This is a genomic window from Parabacteroides caecihominis, assembly GCF_023656785.1.
Classification (GTDB): domain Bacteria; phylum Bacteroidota; class Bacteroidia; order Bacteroidales; family Tannerellaceae; genus Parabacteroides; species Parabacteroides segnis.
Genome location: NZ_JAMOKS010000008.1, coordinates 24,669 through 43,767 on the forward strand (window position 1 = coordinate 24,669; position 19,099 = coordinate 43,767).

The 19,099-nt window shown below is 43.6% G+C and carries 16 protein-coding genes; 4 read left to right on the plus strand and 12 right to left on the minus strand.

The features are described from left to right. Positions 1-138 precede the first annotated feature (138 nt). The 3 genes from NBH14_RS08035 to NBH14_RS08045 are packed head-to-tail and all read right to left on the minus strand — an operon-like array spanning position 139 to position 2,189. Positions 139-648 (minus strand): IbrB-like domain-containing protein, encoded by a 510-nt coding sequence (locus tag NBH14_RS08035; RefSeq protein WP_007659314.1) that lies wholly within the window; start codon positions 646-648, stop codon positions 139-141. Next, on the minus strand, positions 632-1,936 hold the full coding sequence (locus NBH14_RS08040) for a DUF3440 domain-containing protein (RefSeq protein WP_186960697.1): 1,305 nt from the start codon (positions 1,934-1,936) through the stop codon (positions 632-634). The genes NBH14_RS08035 and NBH14_RS08040 overlap by 17 nt, the downstream gene beginning before the upstream one ends. Then, complete coding sequence (locus tag NBH14_RS08045; protein ID WP_232430092.1) at positions 1,884-2,189, minus strand: hypothetical protein; 306 nt, start codon at positions 2,187-2,189, stop codon at positions 1,884-1,886. The genes NBH14_RS08040 and NBH14_RS08045 overlap by 53 nt, the downstream gene beginning before the upstream one ends. A 376-nt stretch (positions 2,190-2,565) precedes the next feature. Here NBH14_RS08045 and NBH14_RS08050 point away from each other — a divergent pair, with 376 nt between their 5' ends. Beyond that, a complete protein-coding gene (locus NBH14_RS08050; RefSeq protein WP_186960698.1) occupies positions 2,566-3,030 on the plus strand; it encodes a TspO/MBR family protein in 465 nt (154 codons plus the stop codon). Between the two features lie 194 nt (positions 3,031-3,224). Here NBH14_RS08050 and NBH14_RS08055 read toward each other — a convergent pair whose 3' ends face one another. The 6 genes from NBH14_RS08055 to NBH14_RS08080 form a co-directional block, all read right to left on the minus strand. Then, positions 3,225-4,541 (minus strand): sigma-54-dependent transcriptional regulator, encoded by a 1,317-nt coding sequence (locus NBH14_RS08055; RefSeq protein ID WP_186960699.1) that lies wholly within the window; start codon positions 4,539-4,541, stop codon positions 3,225-3,227. Between the two features lie 51 nt (positions 4,542-4,592). Beyond that, positions 4,593-5,768, minus strand: coding sequence for a DUF418 domain-containing protein (locus NBH14_RS08060; protein WP_186960700.1), 1,176 nt, complete (start codon positions 5,766-5,768; stop codon positions 4,593-4,595). A 371-nt stretch (positions 5,769-6,139) separates the two neighbouring features. Continuing rightward, positions 6,140-8,617 (minus strand): hybrid sensor histidine kinase/response regulator, encoded by a 2,478-nt coding sequence (locus NBH14_RS08065; protein WP_186960701.1) that lies wholly within the window; start codon positions 8,615-8,617, stop codon positions 6,140-6,142. Between the two features lie 30 nt (positions 8,618-8,647). After that, positions 8,648-10,369, minus strand: a complete 1,722-nt coding sequence (locus NBH14_RS08070) for a phosphoethanolamine transferase family protein (protein ID WP_186960702.1) — start codon at positions 10,367-10,369, stop codon at positions 8,648-8,650. Between the two features lie 152 nt (positions 10,370-10,521). Next, on the minus strand, positions 10,522-12,714 hold the full coding sequence (locus NBH14_RS08075) for a glycoside hydrolase family 20 protein (protein ID WP_186960703.1): 2,193 nt from the start codon (positions 12,712-12,714) through the stop codon (positions 10,522-10,524). Between the two features lie 62 nt (positions 12,715-12,776). Next, positions 12,777-13,118 (minus strand): hypothetical protein, encoded by a 342-nt coding sequence (locus NBH14_RS08080; protein WP_128135283.1) that lies wholly within the window; start codon positions 13,116-13,118, stop codon positions 12,777-12,779. Positions 13,119-13,260: 142 nt separating this feature from the next. Here NBH14_RS08080 and NBH14_RS08085 point away from each other — a divergent pair, with 142 nt between their 5' ends. After that, complete coding sequence (locus tag NBH14_RS08085; protein ID WP_128135282.1) at positions 13,261-13,767, plus strand: bacterioferritin; 507 nt, start codon at positions 13,261-13,263, stop codon at positions 13,765-13,767. 64 nt (positions 13,768-13,831) lie between these two features. Here NBH14_RS08085 and NBH14_RS08090 read toward each other — a convergent pair whose 3' ends face one another. From NBH14_RS08090 to NBH14_RS08100, 3 genes are read right to left on the minus strand one after another with little or no spacing between them, the layout of a single operon-like run. Beyond that, a complete protein-coding gene (locus tag NBH14_RS08090; RefSeq protein WP_186960704.1) occupies positions 13,832-14,308 on the minus strand; it encodes a DUF456 domain-containing protein in 477 nt (158 codons plus the stop codon). A gap of 9 nt (positions 14,309-14,317) precedes the next feature. Next, positions 14,318-15,289, minus strand: a complete 972-nt coding sequence (locus NBH14_RS08095) for a M48 family metallopeptidase (RefSeq protein ID WP_186960705.1) — start codon at positions 15,287-15,289, stop codon at positions 14,318-14,320. 2 nt (positions 15,290-15,291) lie between these two features. Continuing rightward, complete coding sequence (locus NBH14_RS08100; protein ID WP_186960706.1) at positions 15,292-15,849, minus strand: LemA family protein; 558 nt, start codon at positions 15,847-15,849, stop codon at positions 15,292-15,294. Positions 15,850-16,169: 320 nt separating this feature from the next. Here NBH14_RS08100 and NBH14_RS08105 point away from each other — a divergent pair, with 320 nt between their 5' ends. Both NBH14_RS08105 and NBH14_RS08110 read left to right on the plus strand, forming a co-directional pair. Further along, positions 16,170-17,345: a M24 family metallopeptidase gene (locus NBH14_RS08105; protein ID WP_186960707.1), complete on the plus strand. Its 1,176-nt coding sequence runs from the start codon at positions 16,170-16,172 to the stop codon at positions 17,343-17,345. A 19-nt stretch (positions 17,346-17,364) separates the two neighbouring features. Next, positions 17,365-19,059, plus strand: coding sequence for an alkaline phosphatase (locus NBH14_RS08110; RefSeq protein WP_186960708.1), 1,695 nt, complete (start codon positions 17,365-17,367; stop codon positions 19,057-19,059). Positions 19,060-19,099: the final 40 nt, after the last annotated feature.

The following is a 19,099-nucleotide window of genomic DNA, read 5'->3' on the forward strand; positions in this document are numbered from 1 at the left end:
CAGATTGTTTACTACACCAAATCCGATTTAAATAGTTTGTTTAACATGCGGCAAAGATACATAGTAATTATCAAATATGCAAAAACTCTACTATAAACACCATTCCATCATCCTAAAAGCCTTAAAACCATATAACTATTACTCTTCCGACAAGCTAAACTCCTTATTAGAGAATAATTCCGCCAAACCTGATATTTGTTTCAAACGCAATATTTCATCTCTGTCCATACCGATATTACGTTGTATCCAGGCATCAGACATGCCGCATTTGGAGAGCTCGGAGACGATATGGCTCATTAATTCAATATTGTGGGTGCCACGTGCCCTGTTATGACGGATGGTCGAAGCCATTCTGTTGGAGAGGTCTTTTTCGATGACAGTGACGGGGAGCAAGCCGCGTTCACGCTCATAGATACGTTTTGATGTCTTCATCACCATATAGCGGTGATAGCCGTCGACCAGTTCATAGATGTCTTCCTCCGGAATATAGTAGCATACACACGGGGAAGTAAATCCGTCTTCCCAGATAGAGACTTCCAGCAGTTTCATTTCCGGGGGCGCTACGACATTGGGGTTATAGCTGTTGGCTACCACCTTTTCCACAGGGACAGCCCTTACCTTGTACACTGGACTAGTATATTCCTCCATATAATTCAGAGTTATAAAGTTTTAATATGTCTTCCTTTTGTTTCCTCTCATGAATATTCAGTGAGAAGCCCATATATTTACAATAGTAGTCATTCTTCAATATGCAGATACAGACACGCTTATAGGTTGGGAGTTCGCGGAATTCCGGAATATCGATATCATCCAGATATTCCATCCGAACCGGTTTCTTTATCGTCTTGTAATTTGTACGGCCTTCAACCCGTATCGGGATTCCTGCCTGTATCAGCTTCTCGATGGTACTTTCTGCCAGGCAACCACCTTTTTCACGCCAGAATTTTATGCTGACGGAGAGTTTCTGTAAATATCCTTCCCGTGTCTTCTCCGGCAAAGTTCCCAATAGAAATTCCATATAGGACTTCCAGGTCATTCCCTGCGGCAATTTGACAGACTGCCATCCCAGTGCGGAAGTGCCGCCATACAACCCGGCGAAACCGACTCCGTTAACACGCCCGATCATCTTCCCCCACATATCCGGGTCTATTGCCCGGTATAATTTCAGGCTGGCTATGGCCTGGGAGATAAAAGGGCTTGCCACTCTCTGCATTTCTAACGGGACTCCTGCCTGGTAAAACAAATCGTACAAGTGATTATAATCCCAACCGAACCTGCCGTTGGCAATCCATATATCTTTTGTTTTCCAATCGAATATAGGATAAGCATTATATATACGTGGTGCCAGCTGGTGAACCCATTTCAGCCGGCGGTAAGTCTGCACTTTATTCTTTATATGGATAGCCCGCCATCTGTTGAAACTTTCCTGTGTCCGTATTCCTATCAGGCAACAGGTGCGTCCGGCATCCTTTTTTTCATGCAACCATTCCGCAAACTTTAACTGAAACTGGTAATCCCACATATTCTCATCATAAAACGAGAAGTCCTCCACACAAAGCGAGTTTTCGGGCATCTTATTCACCCATAAATCCTGCAACTCCCTGTCCCACGGGCGCCAGTAGTTCTGGAACATCGAAGTACATGTAGGAACCTTAAAAGGGACGCACACCCGGTAGACCTCCAGGATATCGGAATTGGAAGACAATACACGATCTACATAGGAAGTGGTTTCCCGGTACTGTACCTCATAGTCCATGTGAAAGACTCCCAGTTTCCGTTTCAGGCGATGTTCGCGTATGTAGTCAATACATAAATTCAGCAAAACACCACTGTCTTTACCTCCGGAAAAGGAGACGTATACGTTGTCGAAGTCGGAAAATATCTTATCCAACCGAACTTGTACTGCTTCGTACACATTGAGCTTCTCTCTCATCATCACATCTATACTCCATTTTATTATATAGTTTCCATTCTTGAGTTACGAAAAAATGAGCTGAAGCAAAGAGCTCTTTATGCCGGGTATGGGCAACGGCCCGGACAACCGAAATATTTTTGAAATGTTCCAAAACAGCATCGATCAGGGATGCCAATACCGCGTTGTCCTCTCCTTTCACATAATAGTTATTAATAACGACACAGGTACTTTTGATTTCAACGGGTATAAACCCTATCACCGTGTCTCTTTCCATAGCGACAAACCATAAATAATGTTTTGATGTTTTGAAAGGATAATTATTATTCTGTCGCAAAACGCTGCAACTCATAACTAGTGGAGCTACTAATTCATATAGCCTCGGGGCGATTCCGGATAACACTTCTATATTCATATTCCAAAGAGACTAAGATTATACAAATCCTTCGAAACACAAAAATAAACAAAATACTATACCAAAGAGTATTAACAGCTAATATTTTAACTTAAAATAAAGAGTTCACCCTTTAATTTTCAGGAGCAGCAGAAAACAGAGTAGATATCCCATCCATATCATATATCACAAAAACTTTCTACTTTCAGACAACAAGAGCGAAGTTCCTATTGTTATTCAATAAGAAAAACGAAAAATCATGAGAAAAGCATTGAATATTATTATCCCTATCCTAGTTTGTTTCCTTGTAGGGTTTTCCGCCAGCTATTTCCAGGCTGACGCAATAAAGAACTGGTATCCAACCCTTATCAAACCGGCGGTAACTCCTCCGAATATTGTTTTCCCGATTGCGTGGAGTATTATCTATGTATGCATGGGATTATCCATCGGACTACTTATCAACTCGACCATAGAGCGAAGAAGGTTCTTCATCAAAGCATTTATCTTTCAGCTATTTTTCAATTTCACCTGGAGCATCAGTTTCTTTTATATCCAGAACCCGCTTATCGGATTTATCAATATCCTGTTGCTCGACATCTTCGTTATCAATTACACATTGAAGAGTTATCAGGTAAACAAAGCCAGCTCAATACTTTTCATACCATACGTAATATGGTTGTTATTTGCAACCTATTTGAATGGGTATATATTGATGTATAACTAAATATGATATACACATTAATTTCAGATAATGAGATCAACTAAGTAAAAAACAAAAATCCGCAAACAGTGTCTGCGAATTTTCTAAACAGTATCTAGAAAATCCGAGAAGAATAGGTTTATAGCATTGCCGCATGTTAACGAGATTCTGCTCGGTTATCATACTAAGATTTTTATTAAATAAATATTTTATTTCAACTAATCCAAATTATAAAGCTTCAGTTTATTATAAAGCGTTTTCCGGTCGATTCCCAATAGTTGGGCGGCACGGGTTTTGTTGTTGCCGGATTCCTGGAGAGCGCGTTTGATGAGTTCGCATTCATGGGTTTCGTCTTTCAAGAGGATGCGAGTGTCTTTTTCCGGGGCTTCTGTCAACTCTTCGGGGAGTTCACGACGGGTGATGTACCGGCCGGTTGCCAGAAGGGTGGCATATTTGATGACATTCTTCATCTGACGCAGGTTACCCGGCCATGAATAAGACTGGAAAAGACGGATCGTCTCGTTATCAAAACCGATAATATCTTTCTGGAGCTCGGCATTCGCCTGATCGAGGAAATTATTCGCAAAAAGCAATAAGTCTTCCTTCCGCTCTTTCAAATCCGGGATACGGACAGTAAACTCATTGATACGATGATAAAGATCCTCACGGAAATCACCTTTATCGATGGCTGTCCGCAGATTCTCGTTTGTGGCAGAGATCAACCGGACATTGATAGCAATCTCTTCATTTGTACCGATCGGCTTCACTTTACGTTCCTGCAAAGCACGAAGAAGTTGTACCTGCACTTCGTAGGTAAGGTTACCGATCTCGTCCAGAAAAATCGTTCCTCCGTGAGCAGCCACAAAAGCACCGGTCTTATTATCTATCGCCCCGGTAAACGAACCTTTCACATGACCGAAAAACTCAGATGCCGCCAGATCTTTAGGGATCGCTCCACAGTCGACTGCGATAAACGGAGCCTTACTGCGATTACTCTGCTCATGGATACGGCGGGCTATATATTCCTTCCCCGTACCGCTCGCCCCGGTGATCAGTACCGACATATCCGTCGGGGCAACCAAGCGGACGTGGTCGAACAACTGACGGGCGGCAGGACTTTGCCCTTCAATATAAGTACTGGCTTCCGACGGCTTAGATACCGGATGTTCGGAAGGAGCCGTCTTAACCAATTCACGTATTTTCCCTAATAACTCTTCCGGGTTCAAAGGCTTGGCTATATAATCAGATGCACCCAGTTTTATTGCCTGTACAGCTGTCTGTATTTCCGCATAACTCGTCATCATGACCAACGGTAAAGAGGCATATTTCTCTTTGACCCATTTCAATAAGTCGATCCCGTCACCATCCGGCAAACGCAAGTCCGACAATATCAGATCGTAAGGAACACTTTCAATCTGACGTTTTGCATCTGAAACAGAACTCAGTGCTTTCACTTCGAAACCTTTTTTACCCAACCAGGTAGTAAGCATCAAAGAGAAAGTTATATCATCTTCTACTATAAGAATTGACGGCATATACTTTATTAGATTAAAACCTCTGACAAAGATATATATTTTAACGGAAAATCAGGAAAAAATCCAGGTAGCTTTACGCCAGGCTCCTTCGAACGGCCCCTGTTTATGATTCTTTAACCACCAATGGCAGAACCCCAGCTGAAGGATAAACAACAGGATGCCGACTCCAAAACTAGCCGTAACTCCCAGATACTTATAGAGTCCTAAGCCATAGCCGAAATAAATAAATGTACCTACAATAGACTGTGTCAGGTAATTAGTCAAACTCATTTTTCCATAAGGCACTAAACCGCCCAGTATCTTATGGCCGGAAACCTGCTGCCAAAAGAAAACAAAACCGGCTACCAGCACACACATAAATGCGAAATTACGGAAAGACGAAATAATCGTATTCATCGGAACAAGCATACTTTTATTCATCAGCAGATCGGGTAAAGCCGCCGTCAGATAATATAACGGAATAAAACAAACCACCCCCACCAACAACGTGCGAAGCCAGAACCGGCGGTTTTCTGCCAGATTCGCGAAATACCGGCAACGTCCTAACAACATACCCAGTAAAAACAAAGAAGCAGTCTGGAAGAAACGTCCATGCCCCCATCCCCATAACAGGCTGAAAAGTTGTCCGTCCCAAAGGTTCGACTTCACCATCGCCAAAAAATCCGGCTGACTTAAATAAGGATACATATTTTTATGATGCACCAACCATTGTCCCGGAGCAGCAACATACTCCGGATTATTTAAAGCATAGAAGAACTTTCCCCACTCCAGCGGTTGAAGCATCAGGATTACAGCCGTGATGAGCACAGCCTTATCACTCCACCTGCAAACCAGAATCAGTACGACCCCGACAATTGCATAAAGCACCAGAATATCCCCCGGAAAGAAAGCACCGTTGAAACAACCAATCAGGAAAAGCAGGAACAACCGCCACAGAAAACGCAACCGGAAATCTTTCCCCTTCTTTGCCTGATTATTATGCTGGATAAAAAAACTGAATCCGAACAACAGCGAGAAAATCGCATAAGCCTTTCCGGCAAAAAGGAAAAACAACGTATCCCATACATTCTTATCCAGACTTCTGACAAAAGCAGAAGCCGTTTCCGGAAATTCGTAGAAATTAAAATGCTCGATATTATGCAAAAACATAATCGCCATAACGGCAAAACCTCTTAACGCATCAACTACTTCAAGGCGTGCCGACTTAAGTTGCATTTCGTGTTCCATGGTGTAAATTGGTCTTTTTTAATAATGGGCACAAAGGTAGGCAAACAAACGAAACGAAACAAAAAAAGCATCCCCAACAGATGCCTTTTTTGTTTCGCAGACTTAAATAGAATACTCAGAAATAATCTTTCTTTGTTTTAAACGGTTTAAATGTAGAAACGTCCACTTACGATTCTGTAAATATGAAAGCGAATACCGTGCCAGAATCTGCAAAAGGTCTTCGTATGTATCATAAACTCTTACTACTTAACAGAAAAGGAAGATAAAATGTTTTAGACAACGGAGAGATAAAGACAAAAAAACGGGGAAAACAGATACCCAACTGGGGAAAAATTCCACAAAGATATTCCACAGAATTATTCCACTACCGTTTACTTCGAAACGGTCATTGCCTGTTTGATGATTTTTTTCACTTCTGCGATTACTTCCGAAAGCAGCGATTTCCATTCCTCCACAGGTAAAATGGTAGCATTCTTTTCGATAACTCTCAATTTCTCTACCAATGAGGTAGCACCAAGCATGGTAAACAGCGGTACCATCTTATGAGATATCTTTGCAGATTGTTCCCGGTCGTCATCCTGCAATGTACCTTCGAGTAAGGCATTGCTTTTGGTTGTCTCTTCCACAAATGTTTTCAGGATGGATGCGGAGGCTTCCTTGTCCTCACCAGCAAAGGCTGTCAGCGAATCAAAGTTGAAATCAGAGGTAACAACCAGTTCTGTTGACAAGAGTTTATTTAACAGGGTAATCAACTGCCGGGCCGTAAAAGGCTTATTCAAAAATCCTGTGAAACCGGATTTCAGATAATGGTCATGCTCGTTCTCCACGCTGGCGGAAAGGGCTATAACCGGAAGATTCTCTGTTCCCGGAATACCGGAATTACGTATGCTTTCCAGTAATTGATAACCATCCATTCCCGGCATCTGTATATCCGTAATGACAGCATCGAAAGAGGTCTTCTGCAACAAAGTAACAACAGAGAAGGGGTCAGTGCAGCTACTCACCTCCACATGGTTCTGTCGCAAATATTCTTCCGTAAGAGCGAGTTGTAGCGGATCGTCATCAACCAGGAGACAGTATACATCGCGACCAGCAAAAGAAGGTAGCTCCGGTTCAGACACGGCTTCCTCTTCCGCAGCAGGAAGCACCTGCACATCGGCTACTGTAAGCGGCAGCTCTATTGTGAAATCACAACCTTGCCCCACGACACTCTTTAAAGAGAGGTTTCCTCCCATCAAAACCGTCATCTTCCGGGTTATGGATAGGCCCAGTCCAAACCCTTCCGCCTTTTCTGTTGCTGAAAGACGGGTAAATTCACCGAATATACGTTCCTGTTCTTCCGGCGGAATACCCGGACCGGAATCGCTCACCAAGACATTCAGCAGTGCACTGTTGTCTGCCAGAGCATTGATAGACACCACCATGACAACCCGTCCTTCACGGGTAAATTTAAGGGCATTCGACAATAAATTCCCCACTATCTGACGGATACGAATCGGATCACCGATATATAACTTTTCCGTTCCTTCTTCTTTCAGATTCAAGACAAAAGTCAGATCTTTCGATTCGGCTATCGGTCTGAAACTGGTAAATATCTCATTGAATAGAGCCGATACACTGAAAGCAACCCGCTGTATCTCCATTTTTCCGGATTCAAGACGGTGGAAATCCAACAAGTCATTGACCAAAGACAAGATATGGCTGGCCGAACCGGACATATTATCCAGGTAATATTGTTGCCTTTCATCCGGATGCCTCCGCAGCAAAAGGTCTATATACCCGATGATCGACGAAAGCGGAGCCCTTATATCATGACTGATTGTCAGCATCATTTTCTCACGGCTATGCAACAGGTCTTCGGCATATTGTTTCGCCTTTTCCAGCTGCATTCTGTAATATTTACTTTTCGAAATATCACGAGTGATCATGAAGATAAAAATAATCACGATAATAACAGAAACAATAGCAATGCCGGCAATCAGCAAGGAAGTCTCACGCAGAATCTTCTGTTTGTTCTGCATACGTTCCAGCGAAGCATTCACTTCCTCCTCTTCGATATCGCGCAAAATCTGGTTAATCTTACGGGTAACTATACTATTATTATAACGCAGATTGGCAGCACGTTCCAGCAACTGATCAGCCAACAATTTACGCTGCCCTGCAACACTGTCCTGCAAGTTTTTCAACACACTGGCGATGGTATCCGCCGGATTGAATACATTCACCAAAGTGTCTGTCACTATCTGGCGGGTCGTATTGACAATGATGCTCGTGTCTTCACGGCTGGGTGAGAAAGCATCTGCCAAACGGCGGAAAAAGCCACGGGGTTTCTTTTGAGAAAGGATCGTATCCTGCTTGACTACAACATGTTCTTTTATTTCCTTCTGTTCGATAAACGTATCTTGTTCGGCAATCACCTTTTCGATATTAATCGTATAAAGATGCTCCGTATTCGTTTCTTTCCAGGTTTCAAGCAGACGGCGGGTATTCAGTCGTTTCTGCCTCAAAAGCATATCGATCGTATCAATCTTTAGCAACTGAACGGAGTCGGTTATCAGGACACGCAGGGAGTCCATATTGCTGTGAGCCTTATTCAGCGTCCGGTTAAAATGATTCACATTATTCTGCGGCATACCGACCAATTGCCCCAACGCCTCGCTTTCATAAAGCAAAGACAATGTATTGGTTACGAGATAAACTTTCTGACGGGCTTTACTGTCCGGTTCTTCCTCACCGGCAACCTGCTCGATGATTTGGTAGATATATACGACAGAACATACTGCTATTGCAACCAACAACAGATAACCTAAAATAACCTTGAGAGTGATGTGTCCACTTTGTTCTGCCATAAAACAAAGGTAGAAGTTTCTATCAAAATATCAATCTTTGTCGTAAACAATTCCCCATTTGTCCAACATCTCGAAGTCGGCATTCTTCAATCCGACTTTCCAGAAAGGAACCGGTTCGTCATGATCGCCGAGATACATGCGGTCGCGCACCGTAAAAGCCGGATTGGAAACGGCCAGGGTAGAATCGGAAACTGCCGTATGTATTCCTGCCAGGTCCAATACGGTATGGAACACACTATTCGTGCTGATCGGGAGAGTCTGATGAGTCATTGCCGTCTGGTATTTCTCCGGATAAGTAGTCCGGTAAGCCTCCGAAAACCAGATAATATAAGGTATATGTAACTGATAATAAGTCGGGATTGGAGACGCATGCAAATAACGGGCACGGGCATCGTCAAAAATATCTTCCCCGTGATCGCTCAGATAAAGCATCGACACGCAAGCGTCCGTTTTTTTCATCATATCCGCAATCTCACCTAGCACATAATCGGTATAATGTATCGAATTATCATAAGAATTACGCAGTTGCTTCTTATAAGAGGCACGAATTCCTTCCGCTTTATCCGGGGTATAAAATGCAAAATCTTTCGGATAACGTTCATGATAGTTGAAATGCGAACCATAAGTATGAATCACAAAAAACAAATTACCATCCGTCTTATCCACTTCTTTCTGCAAATAAGGGAGCAATTCACCGTCATGCAAAGAAGTCAGATAAGCAGACTTCGGTTTAAACTGGCTCATATCTATAAATGTATCCGCTTCCCGGTAAAACGAACCGATCATCGACGTGCTCAGATTCTGGTTCGCAATTACAACCGTATGAAAACCGGCTTCCTTAAAGGCAGTCACAATACTTTTCTCATCATAAATCACCCCATAATCTTCAGCACTGGCGGCAGACAAAATGATAGGCACACTCTTATGAGTATTATTGGATTGGGTAACCACATCGGTAAAATGAACCAACCCATCCAGTTTCTCCATCCGGGGAGTCGTTTTACGTTCATAGCCATACAAACTCCATTCCATCGCACGAGACGTCTCTCCCACCACCAACACATAAATTTCACGTTTTCCCTCCGTCTGCACGTTCTTTGTCGCATGGAAGGTAAAATCGGATGAGGTAATATGATAATTACTATTTTTTTCCGCTTTATTGATTGCAAAATAAAGGTTGTAAAGCGCATTTCCCGGATAGAAATCATTTTTCAGCGAAACCATATGGCCTTGTATCGGAGCTAACATACAAAGAATGATCCCCAGTATAAACACACCTAGACTTCTTACCGCCCATTTTTTTCGGAAAGAGTTTGTCAGCTTCTTTTTCATCCGGACAGACCAGACAGCCAGCAGCAGAGTTGGCAATGTATAAAAGAAGAAGACACCTATAATGACAAGAAATATATTTCCAAGTAATTCGCTGGCTTCAGATGCGGTCGAACTGGTCAGGTTCAGAAACATATCTACCGCAATCACCGATTCGCCAAAAAGATAAAGCAGCACAAGCTGTCCCCCGTCCAATATAACTTTCGGTAACAGGCACCAAACAACGATACCTGGTTTGCGTGCCAACAAAAGCAGACCGACCCAAAAGGCATAAGGCAATATCAAAGATGCAATTCCAACTGTGACAGGCAAAGGTTCCGTAAAGAACAACACACAATTAGGAACAATAAACAGCAACGCAAACAAGAACAACAAATGTTCCTGGGAAGTGAACCAATTCCTCAACTTTATAAAATAACTCATCGATATACCGTATATTCCTGAAAAACAACTACTCTTTTATCTTCTTCCGGCTTTCATTTCCGGGCGAACTGCAAAAGTAGTTGTTATTCAGCATATACTTATACAAACCACATACAAAAAAAGTTATTTCACACAATTCCGACCGTCTTTTCCTATTGAACAGTTACTTCATCCAAGAAAAACCAAGCTGGATAACCTACCCCATAATGCCAGGAAGGACAGGTCTTGATTCCTTCAATCTCGACCTTTATGTAACGAGTTGTCACGGGAGAAGGGGCTTCACACTTCACACCCACGAATTTAACTTGTACGGAACGATCTTCCGCCAAACTCTTTTCACCAAACGGTTGATAGGTTTTATTATCCGACGACGTGGAATAGGTCACTTTCTTCGGAAGCAATATCCAGGCACCCAACTGGTGAAGGAAATCGCTTTCTATCGAGCTGACCGGCGTCTCTTTACCCAGATCAAGGACAAACGAACCGTCAATGCCCTCCCATCCGATCCAACTTTCCACAAAAGTAGTTCCACCGAACAGTTCATCAGTCAGGGCGGTTTCTCCCAACGTTTTATATTTACCGGACGGCTCTTGAAGCCAGATCACTTTCGCACCTTTTGCCAAGTTCTTTGCTTTACCAGGCAGATAACGTTCGGTATATAATTTGCAATATTCAGCCGGAGGATTATTCCGTTCGTTCAGGGTCGGTATATTAAATTCGCGCGTACGTTCTTCAAATAAAGCCAGGTTAGCTTTGACTTCTTCCAAATCGTGATTTCCTTCGGCGCGTGCTATTTCAAGTCCGGCATATTGTAACGGCAAACGGGACAGCTGCACACGTTTCAACAGGATGGGATCGCCGGCTACTGCCTGTTCCGCCTGATCGAACAACTCATTATAGCGCTTGCGGCAATTCGCATTCAACATACCGTCTTTATGCGTAACCGGTGAATCGTATATCCAAAGACGCTGTTTGCTGGCAAGCAAACCACCCTCCAACAACTTCTCATACTGATAAATATAAGGAGAGGCAGCCCCATAATAGCCATCCATGAAAGCACGCATCAGCGAATCGGCATTCTGGTAAGGATTCCACATCAACTTACTAACCATATAAGCACGCATCTCCGGGAAATCACCTCCTTTGGAACCTCCTATCTGGGAAAAATGCATGGTTGCATGATGTTCTTTAAACAATTGGATATTCTTTTGCAGGATCGGGAAATTGGGGAACGGAGATACAAAATTATCAAAATTAATCCCGTAATCCCACACGAATATATTATTACTAATAGCAGCCCAGCCTTTCATTGCTTTCATAAAATCCTGTCCGGAAGCATTGTCGGTCAAAGGAACTTCACGGTCGCAATCGATATCGCACAGCATGATATTCACATTCGGCAATGGCTTCACATGCTTAGGTGGATGCATCGTATACAGATAAGCCAGCGTGGAAAACTCTTTGTCCGGGAAGCGGGCAGCCAACTTGTTCAGAAAATGAATCAGACTGCCGGAAGGGCCTCCCTCCTGTTCATCCAATGCTTTACAGTCCGGACAACTGCAGTTAGTAAAATTACCATCGTTTTGGCTGACGGAAATCATATTCTTCCCTGGGTTCGCCTTAAATATGGAATCAATCTTCTGCGAGGCCAATTCAAATACTTCCGGATTAGTCAGACACCATTGGCTGGCTTTTCCGGGACGGCGTTCACCATTAATAAAGGAATAATATTCCGGATGAGACTTTCCATATATATCGGAGGGCATGATACGGTCGAATGTATGTACCCACATGCCGCCGGCAAATACTTCCGAAGGTTCTTCGAAGCGGAACCATAATTTATAAACCGGGTCTTCACGCAAAGCGTAACACTGGCTTTGGCGGTAACGGAAAGCCGGATTCTCCGCCCTGTCCAATTCCGGAATAACGACAGTAGAACGTTCTGTTAACGTATAGGCGTTTGCTCCATAATAAGCAACTCCCAGATAATCTTCCAACAAAGTTACTACACCATAGATATTTCCTTTATCACCACCACTGCTGATAAAAACAATGCCATTATCAGTCTTCAGACGAAAACCGTCTTCGGTCAGTCCGGATACATCGTTCCCACCTATGACGATATCTCCTTTCCGGGGCGATTTATCATTCACTACGGGCAAGGAGGCGCCGCTTATCCGTTTCACAAAATCCTGTAATAAAAGGGCCGCCTGATTATCCACCGCTTCCCCTTTTTCCACCAAGATACGGGAAACAGGCTTGCTGTCCCTCACCACAGTAATCTGTGCATTCAAACAATTCATTCCCAACAACAGGAATAAGGCACATAGATTTAGGCTTCTCATATATTTCAAGTTTAGAATTATCGTGTAAGTATAAGTATCAACAAACGAACTATTCCCGTTTGTTATAATTTCCGGATAATAGCTATAAATTCCTCATTCGTTATGTCCGGTTCCGGTTCTTTATAATTGACAAAATCTTCAAAATAATCACTGGCGATATCCGCCACAATCTCTTTTCCGTCCAAACCATAAGAAGAAACCAGCTCTTCCACTTTATTTTTCACCTGCCGAATCACCTGCAAACGGTCTTCGTAGCGTTCCGGCTTTTCCTGGTCCGTCACATGCTCATTGCGAATTATCAGATATACCACCGTGTAAAATTTATCTACACTTCCGAACACGGGGATAAACAATGCTTTCTCATCTTCCGGCAGAGCAGCCAGATATTCCTGTATTTTTGTCATAAGATTTCGTTTTAATTGATAGAATTTATGACAAAGATAAAAAATATTATCACAAGCCGCCTCCATTGTATCATGGAAACTGTTAACTTTACGGCATTAGAATAAAGATGTCTTACAAAACAAGATTTAAAACTCAACGATTATGCTTAAAAGAGAAAAAAGTATTGAACTGCTAAACAAAGCAGTAGCCGATGAAATGACAGCTGTTAACCAGTACATGTATTTCCATTTCCGTTTGGACGATATGGGATACGACCTTCTGTCCAGCCTTTTCAAACGTACGGCTATAACAGAAATGATGCATGTAGAACGCCTCGCCGAACGCATCTTGTTCCTGAAAGGTGAAGTGGAAATGAAATGTTCCGGTCCGGTAGAAAAGATCCACGATGTTAAAGCTATGCTTGAAAAAGCCGCAGAAATGGAAACTGGTAGCGTAGATGACTACAACGCATGGGCCAACGAATGTGCACAACACGCAGACTCAGCCACAAAGAAAGTATTCGAAGGCCTGGTGGTAGAAGAAGAAGGTCATCTGGACCAGTTCGAAACAGAAATCGAGAATCTGGAAAAGTTCGGAGACAATTATCTGGCATTGCAATCTATCGAACGCAGTAAAGTGATCTCTTCCGGCGGCACTCCTGCTGAATAAAAAGAAAACAAAGAAAGAATTAACGAGGGCGTTGCAAAAGTATCACTGTAGCAACGTCCTCGTTTTATATCAAAGCACTGATAAAACAATAAACAAAATACCCGCAAAGAGCCATCTTTACGACAACACTTAACAAGAATCCGATAAAAGCTCCTATCCCAGCTTTAAAAGCTTCCATTGATTTCTTTCCTCCCAACAATTCGCCGATCACTGCTCCGGCAAACGGACCGAATAAAATTCCCCAGGGCGGGAACAGGAATATTCCGGCTACGGTTCCGATGACACATCCCCAATTTCCCCATTTACTGCCTCCACCGTATTTAGTGCCCAACACTGGTGTCAGATAGTCCAGCAACTGTACGACAATAACCAACACACCCCATATCACCAGTTGGGTTACAGTAAACTGTATTCTATTTGTAAAATGAAGCAGTATCACCCCCAGATACGACAACGGTGGTCCGGGAAGGACCGGCAGAAAACAACCGGCAAACCCAACCAACAGACAAATCGCTCCTATTATGATTAATAATATATCCATCTGTTTCCATTAAAATTGTTCCAGAATCTGAATACGCTTTTCAATCGGCGGATGCGTCGCAAACAAACCGCTCATTCCGCTCAAAGCACTCTCAGCTTGTTTTCCGGGATGCTGGATAAACAACTGGGCGACATCATCACGCTTCACCGCCTCGATGTCCGGATCAACCGATATCTTCCTCAACGCACTTGCCAAGGCTAGCGGATTCTTCGTCATCTCTGCCGAACCGGCATCCGCTAGATATTCCCTTTTACGCGAAATAGCAAACCGCATCAAAATGGAAAAGAAATAACCAATCGCAGCCACCAGCAAAACGAGTACGATCAGCAAAGCGGCCCCATTCTTATCGTTTTTTCTTCCGGAAAAAGAAGAATAATAGGCCGTACGCATAGCTATCTGTGCAACCATAGCAAAAATACCGACAAAGACGATCGATATAATAAGCAACCGCACATCATGGTTACGGATATGCGACAACTCATGGGCTATTACCGCTTCCAGTTCCTGATCGTCCAGCTTATTGATGATTCCTCTGGAAAGCGTTACTGTATAAGTCCGTTCATTGATCCCGCTGGCGAAAGCATTCAGGGAATTATCATTGATCACATTAATCCGGGGCATTTTCATTCCCTGGCTCATACAAAGATTTTCCACCAGATTGTACACCCGCTTATTTTCCTGACGACTCAATGGTATGGAACCGGTTGCCGAATTGATAATACTGGTATTGGCAAAGTAAGCGATCAGGAACCAGACCAATACACCTCCCAGCACATACGGGGCGATTTGAACAAAAACACCCATCGCTAACTGAGTAAGGGTAACTTCGCCCTGTACCTGGTTACTTGCACCCGAAAACATCACATACAGATAACAAAAAAGCAGCACCAGCACACAAACCAACAACGGAAAAAGACAGAGCAAAAGCAGGGAGCGAAAATTATTCCGGCTCTTCTGCGTTTGTATCCCAACGTATTGCATACTTAAAACTCAATTTTAGGAGCTTCTTCAAGCGTTGCACGCTGCGTACCCAAATCAAACATGATCTCTTTATGGAACCCGAACATGCCGGCAATCAGGTTGGAAGGGAATGTCTCTACCGCATTATTCAATTCTTTAGTAGCCGAATTGAAATAACGTCTGACAGCTGAGAGTTTATTTTCCAGGTCGGCAATCTCTTCCTGCAACTGAAGGAAATTTTGGTTCGCTTTCAGATCCGGATAAGCTTCCAGCGTAATCTTCAATCCGGCCAAGGCTGAACTCAATGCATTTTCCGCTTTAATCTTTTCGTCAATCGTATGGGCGCCCATCGCACCGTTACGAGCATTGATAACCCGTTCAAGCGTATCCTTTTCATGGGCGGCATATCCTTTTACCGTCGAAACCAGCTGGGGAATCAAATCGTGCCGCTGTTTCAGCTGTACATCGATATCCGCAAACGCATTTTCCCGGTTATTCCGCAATTTCACCAACGAATTATACAACGAGATTATCCACAAGGCCAAAAGGACCAGAACAACAATAGAAACAATTAGTACCATAGTTTTATTTTATATAAGTTAGAATCCGCTCAAAGATATAAAAAGAATTTTGTCGGGATAATTATTCCTCCGATATTTGTGATACGATTGAAAATAAAAACAGAAGATGACAAAACTAAAAAATCTAAAAAAGATATATCATAAAAATTCTCATATATTATGATATTGTATTATCATATATTATACGAATATAATATCATAATATATGATACAATATATAATTTACACTTTAATTATTTAATCAAGATTTAATAATCTATTCATCCTTTTCCCGGCAATAATTTAATATCTTTGATGCCACATAAAAATAAAAGTTGGAGATGATACAAAAAGAATTGACCGGCGATCTGCAATTGAAATGGGGTCGTATGCAACAGGCAATGCAAAAGATAAATGCGGATGCATGCCTGCTAAGTGTAGATGTAAACCTGTATTATACAACCGGACGTGTATATAGCGGATATTTTTATCTGCCCGTAGAAGGCACGCCCTGGTTCTTCGTCAAACGCCCTAACGGATTAAGCAACAACCAAATCGAATATATCCGCAAACCGGAGCAAATAGCCGAGATATTCGCTGCCCGCGGAATAAAAATGCCGGAAAAGCTGCTCCTTGAAGCCGATGAGCTGACATACAACGATTATATCCGCCTGCAATCAATTTTCAATCCCAAAGAAACCGGCAATGCAACTACATTGATGCGGACCTTGCGTGAAATTAAAACACCGTGGGAAATTGCCCAGTTTCGTATCTCGGCGGCAAAACATGCCAAGACATACGCTGAAGTTACGGAATGTTTCCGTCCGGGAATGACCGATCTCGAATTTCAGTACGAAATAGAAAAACGCATGCGCCAGAACGGTTCCATCGGACTATTCCGTGCATTCGGTGCTAATATGGATATTTTTATGGGAAGCATACTGGCCGGTGAAAACGCCGAAGCCCCTTCTCCTTTCGACTTCGCCTTGGGTGGCAATGGCATGGATGCCTCCTGCCCGCTCGGAGCCAACGGCACGGTCCTAAAAGAAGGCACGGCTATCATGGTCGATATGGCCGGAAACTATACCTCTTATATGACGGATATGACCCGCGTATTCTCTGTCGGCAAACTGACCGAAGAAGCCTACCGCGCCCATCAGGTAGCCCTGACAATACAAAATGAAATCGAAAACACAGCCCGTCCGGGTGTCGTTTGTTCGGAACTGTATACTATCGCTGCCGGCATTGCCGAAAAAGAAGGGCTGGCCGCCAACTTTATGGGAACCAAGCAACAGGCCAAATTCGTAGGACACGGCATAGGTATCCAAATCAACGAACTACCGGTACTGACGCCCCGCTCCAAAGAAGAACTGCAACCGAACATGGTATTTGCCCTCGAACCCAAATTCGTTATTCCGGGCGTGGGAGCCGTCGGCATTGAAAACAGTTTCCTGGTGACAGAAACAGGATTGGAAAAACTGACACTTTTCGAAGAAGAGATTATTCAATTACATTAATTTATAAACATACAAGCACATGAAAAAGACGATTACTTTTCTGCTTCTACTGGCAATCATCATCATGCCGGCAAAAGCTGCGGATGTAGAAAACGTAAAACCGGTCAAGAATGTTATTCTTCTGATACCGGACGGAACTTCACTGGCTACCGTTTCTATGGCACGCTGGTTGCAATGGTACACAAACCCCGACAAACCTAATCTGAACCTGGACCCGTATCTATGCGGAACCGTACGTACCCACTCTTCAAATGCCCCTATCGGTGATTCCGCTCCGACAACTTCCTGCTACATGACCGGCTATCCGAGCCGTACCGGTTATGTATCTACTTATCCGGAACACGACGGAGACAATGATATCTACCCGACCGACCCCGAACGCGCTTTCCAGCCGCTTACCACCGTTTTGGAAGCTGCTAAGATGACACAGGGCAAATCGACCGGTCTTGTTTTCACCTGCGAATTTCCGCATGCAACACCGGCAGACTGCTCTGCCCACAGCTACAACCGCGGTAAATACGAATGGATTGCTCCGCAAATGGCTCACAACGACCTGAATGTTGTAATCGGTGGTGGCGCATCCCTTCTTCCGGAAGAAAGCGAAGCTTATCTGAAAGGTAACGGATATGGTGTGTTTAAAAACGACATCAGCGGTATGCGTAACTACAGCGGTGACAATATGTGGGCCTTATTCGGTGACCGCGAAATGGCTTACGACATCGACCGCGACCCGGCCCAGCAACCGGACCTGGAAGAAATGACACGTATCGCCATCAAGAAACTGTCTAAAAACCCGGAAGGTTTCTTCCTGATGGTAGAAGGCAGTAAAGTAGACTGGGCTGCCCATGCAAACGACCCTGTCGGTATGGCAACAGATATGCTGGCTTACGACCGTGCCTGCGGTGCCGCACTTGAATTTGCCCGTCAGAACGGAGAAACAGCCGTTATCATGGTTCCCGACCACGGGAACAGCGGTATCAGCATCGGCCGTTATTCTTGCGGAGGTTATGATAAACTGACAAAAGATCAACTGTTCCACCAATTCTCTCTCTATAAACTGACGGCAGAAGGTTTCGCCAAGAAAGTAAACAGTGAACCCAACTCCGAAGTACAGAACATCTTCCGCGAATATGCAGGTTTCGAACTGAGTCCGGAAGAACTGGATGCATTGAATCATTGCAAAGATTACAAGAACAGTCCGATTCCCAAAAATGAACGTACTACCGAAGGCAAAGGCTCCCTCTACAGCGGTTCGCTAACCTCTTTCATGTCTAAGCTGCTTACATCAAAAACCTGTTTCGGATTTACAACCGGCGGACACACTGGCGAAGATGTTTTCCTGGCAGCTTACCACCCGGACAAAGCCAGCCTTCCCATCGGTATGCACACCAACATCGAACTAAACGCATATCTGTGCGCCCTGTTCGGCATGGACCGTGACAAACTGGACGAACTGACAGAAGAGAACTTCGCTCCTCACACAGAGGTATTTGAAGACTATAAATGTGAGATTATCCCGGCAAAAGACGAAAAAGGTTCTCCCTCTCTGGTCGTGAAAAATAAAAAGAAACAAATCAACATCACCCCGTTCAGCAATATCATCACAATCGGTAAAAAAGGACAGGAAGAAGTCCGGCTCAACTCGGTTGTAGTTTATGTAGATAAGAACAATACATTCTACCTTCCGACGAAGCTGGCAGAATATCTGAAATAAATACAAGCGGAGGCTATTCAGTCTCCGCTTTTTTTATACT

Coding starts and splice junctions, on each gene's coding strand:
- NBH14_RS08095 (WP_186960705.1), bottom strand. CDS start 15,289: ATGCAATACGTTGGGATACAAACGCAGAAGAGCCGGAATAATTTTCGC.
- NBH14_RS08090 (WP_186960704.1), bottom strand. CDS start 14,308: ATGGATATATTATTAATCATAATAGGAGCGATTTGTCTGTTGGTTGGG.
- NBH14_RS08110 (WP_186960708.1), top strand. CDS start 17,365: ATGAAAAAGACGATTACTTTTCTGCTTCTACTGGCAATCATCATCATG.
- NBH14_RS08075 (WP_186960703.1), bottom strand. CDS start 12,714: ATGAGAAGCCTAAATCTATGTGCCTTATTCCTGTTGTTGGGAATGAAT.
- NBH14_RS08060 (WP_186960700.1), bottom strand. CDS start 5,768: ATGGAACACGAAATGCAACTTAAGTCGGCACGCCTTGAAGTAGTTGAT.
- NBH14_RS08055 (WP_186960699.1), bottom strand. CDS start 4,541: ATGCCGTCAATTCTTATAGTAGAAGATGATATAACTTTCTCTTTGATG.
- NBH14_RS08070 (WP_186960702.1), bottom strand. CDS start 10,369: ATGAGTTATTTTATAAAGTTGAGGAATTGGTTCACTTCCCAGGAACAT.
- NBH14_RS08045 (WP_232430092.1), bottom strand. CDS start 2,189: ATGGAAAGAGACACGGTGATAGGGTTTATACCCGTTGAAATCAAAAGT.
- NBH14_RS08050 (WP_186960698.1), top strand. CDS start 2,566: ATGAGAAAAGCATTGAATATTATTATCCCTATCCTAGTTTGTTTCCTT.
- NBH14_RS08035 (WP_007659314.1), bottom strand. CDS start 648: ATGGAGGAATATACTAGTCCAGTGTACAAGGTAAGGGCTGTCCCTGTG.
- NBH14_RS08040 (WP_186960697.1), bottom strand. CDS start 1,936: ATGATGAGAGAGAAGCTCAATGTGTACGAAGCAGTACAAGTTCGGTTG.
- NBH14_RS08105 (WP_186960707.1), top strand. CDS start 16,170: ATGATACAAAAAGAATTGACCGGCGATCTGCAATTGAAATGGGGTCGT.
- NBH14_RS08085 (WP_128135282.1), top strand. CDS start 13,261: ATGCTTAAAAGAGAAAAAAGTATTGAACTGCTAAACAAAGCAGTAGCC.
- NBH14_RS08100 (WP_186960706.1), bottom strand. CDS start 15,849: ATGGTACTAATTGTTTCTATTGTTGTTCTGGTCCTTTTGGCCTTGTGG.
- NBH14_RS08080 (WP_128135283.1), bottom strand. CDS start 13,118: ATGACAAAAATACAGGAATATCTGGCTGCTCTGCCGGAAGATGAGAAA.
- NBH14_RS08065 (WP_186960701.1), bottom strand. CDS start 8,617: ATGGCAGAACAAAGTGGACACATCACTCTCAAGGTTATTTTAGGTTAT.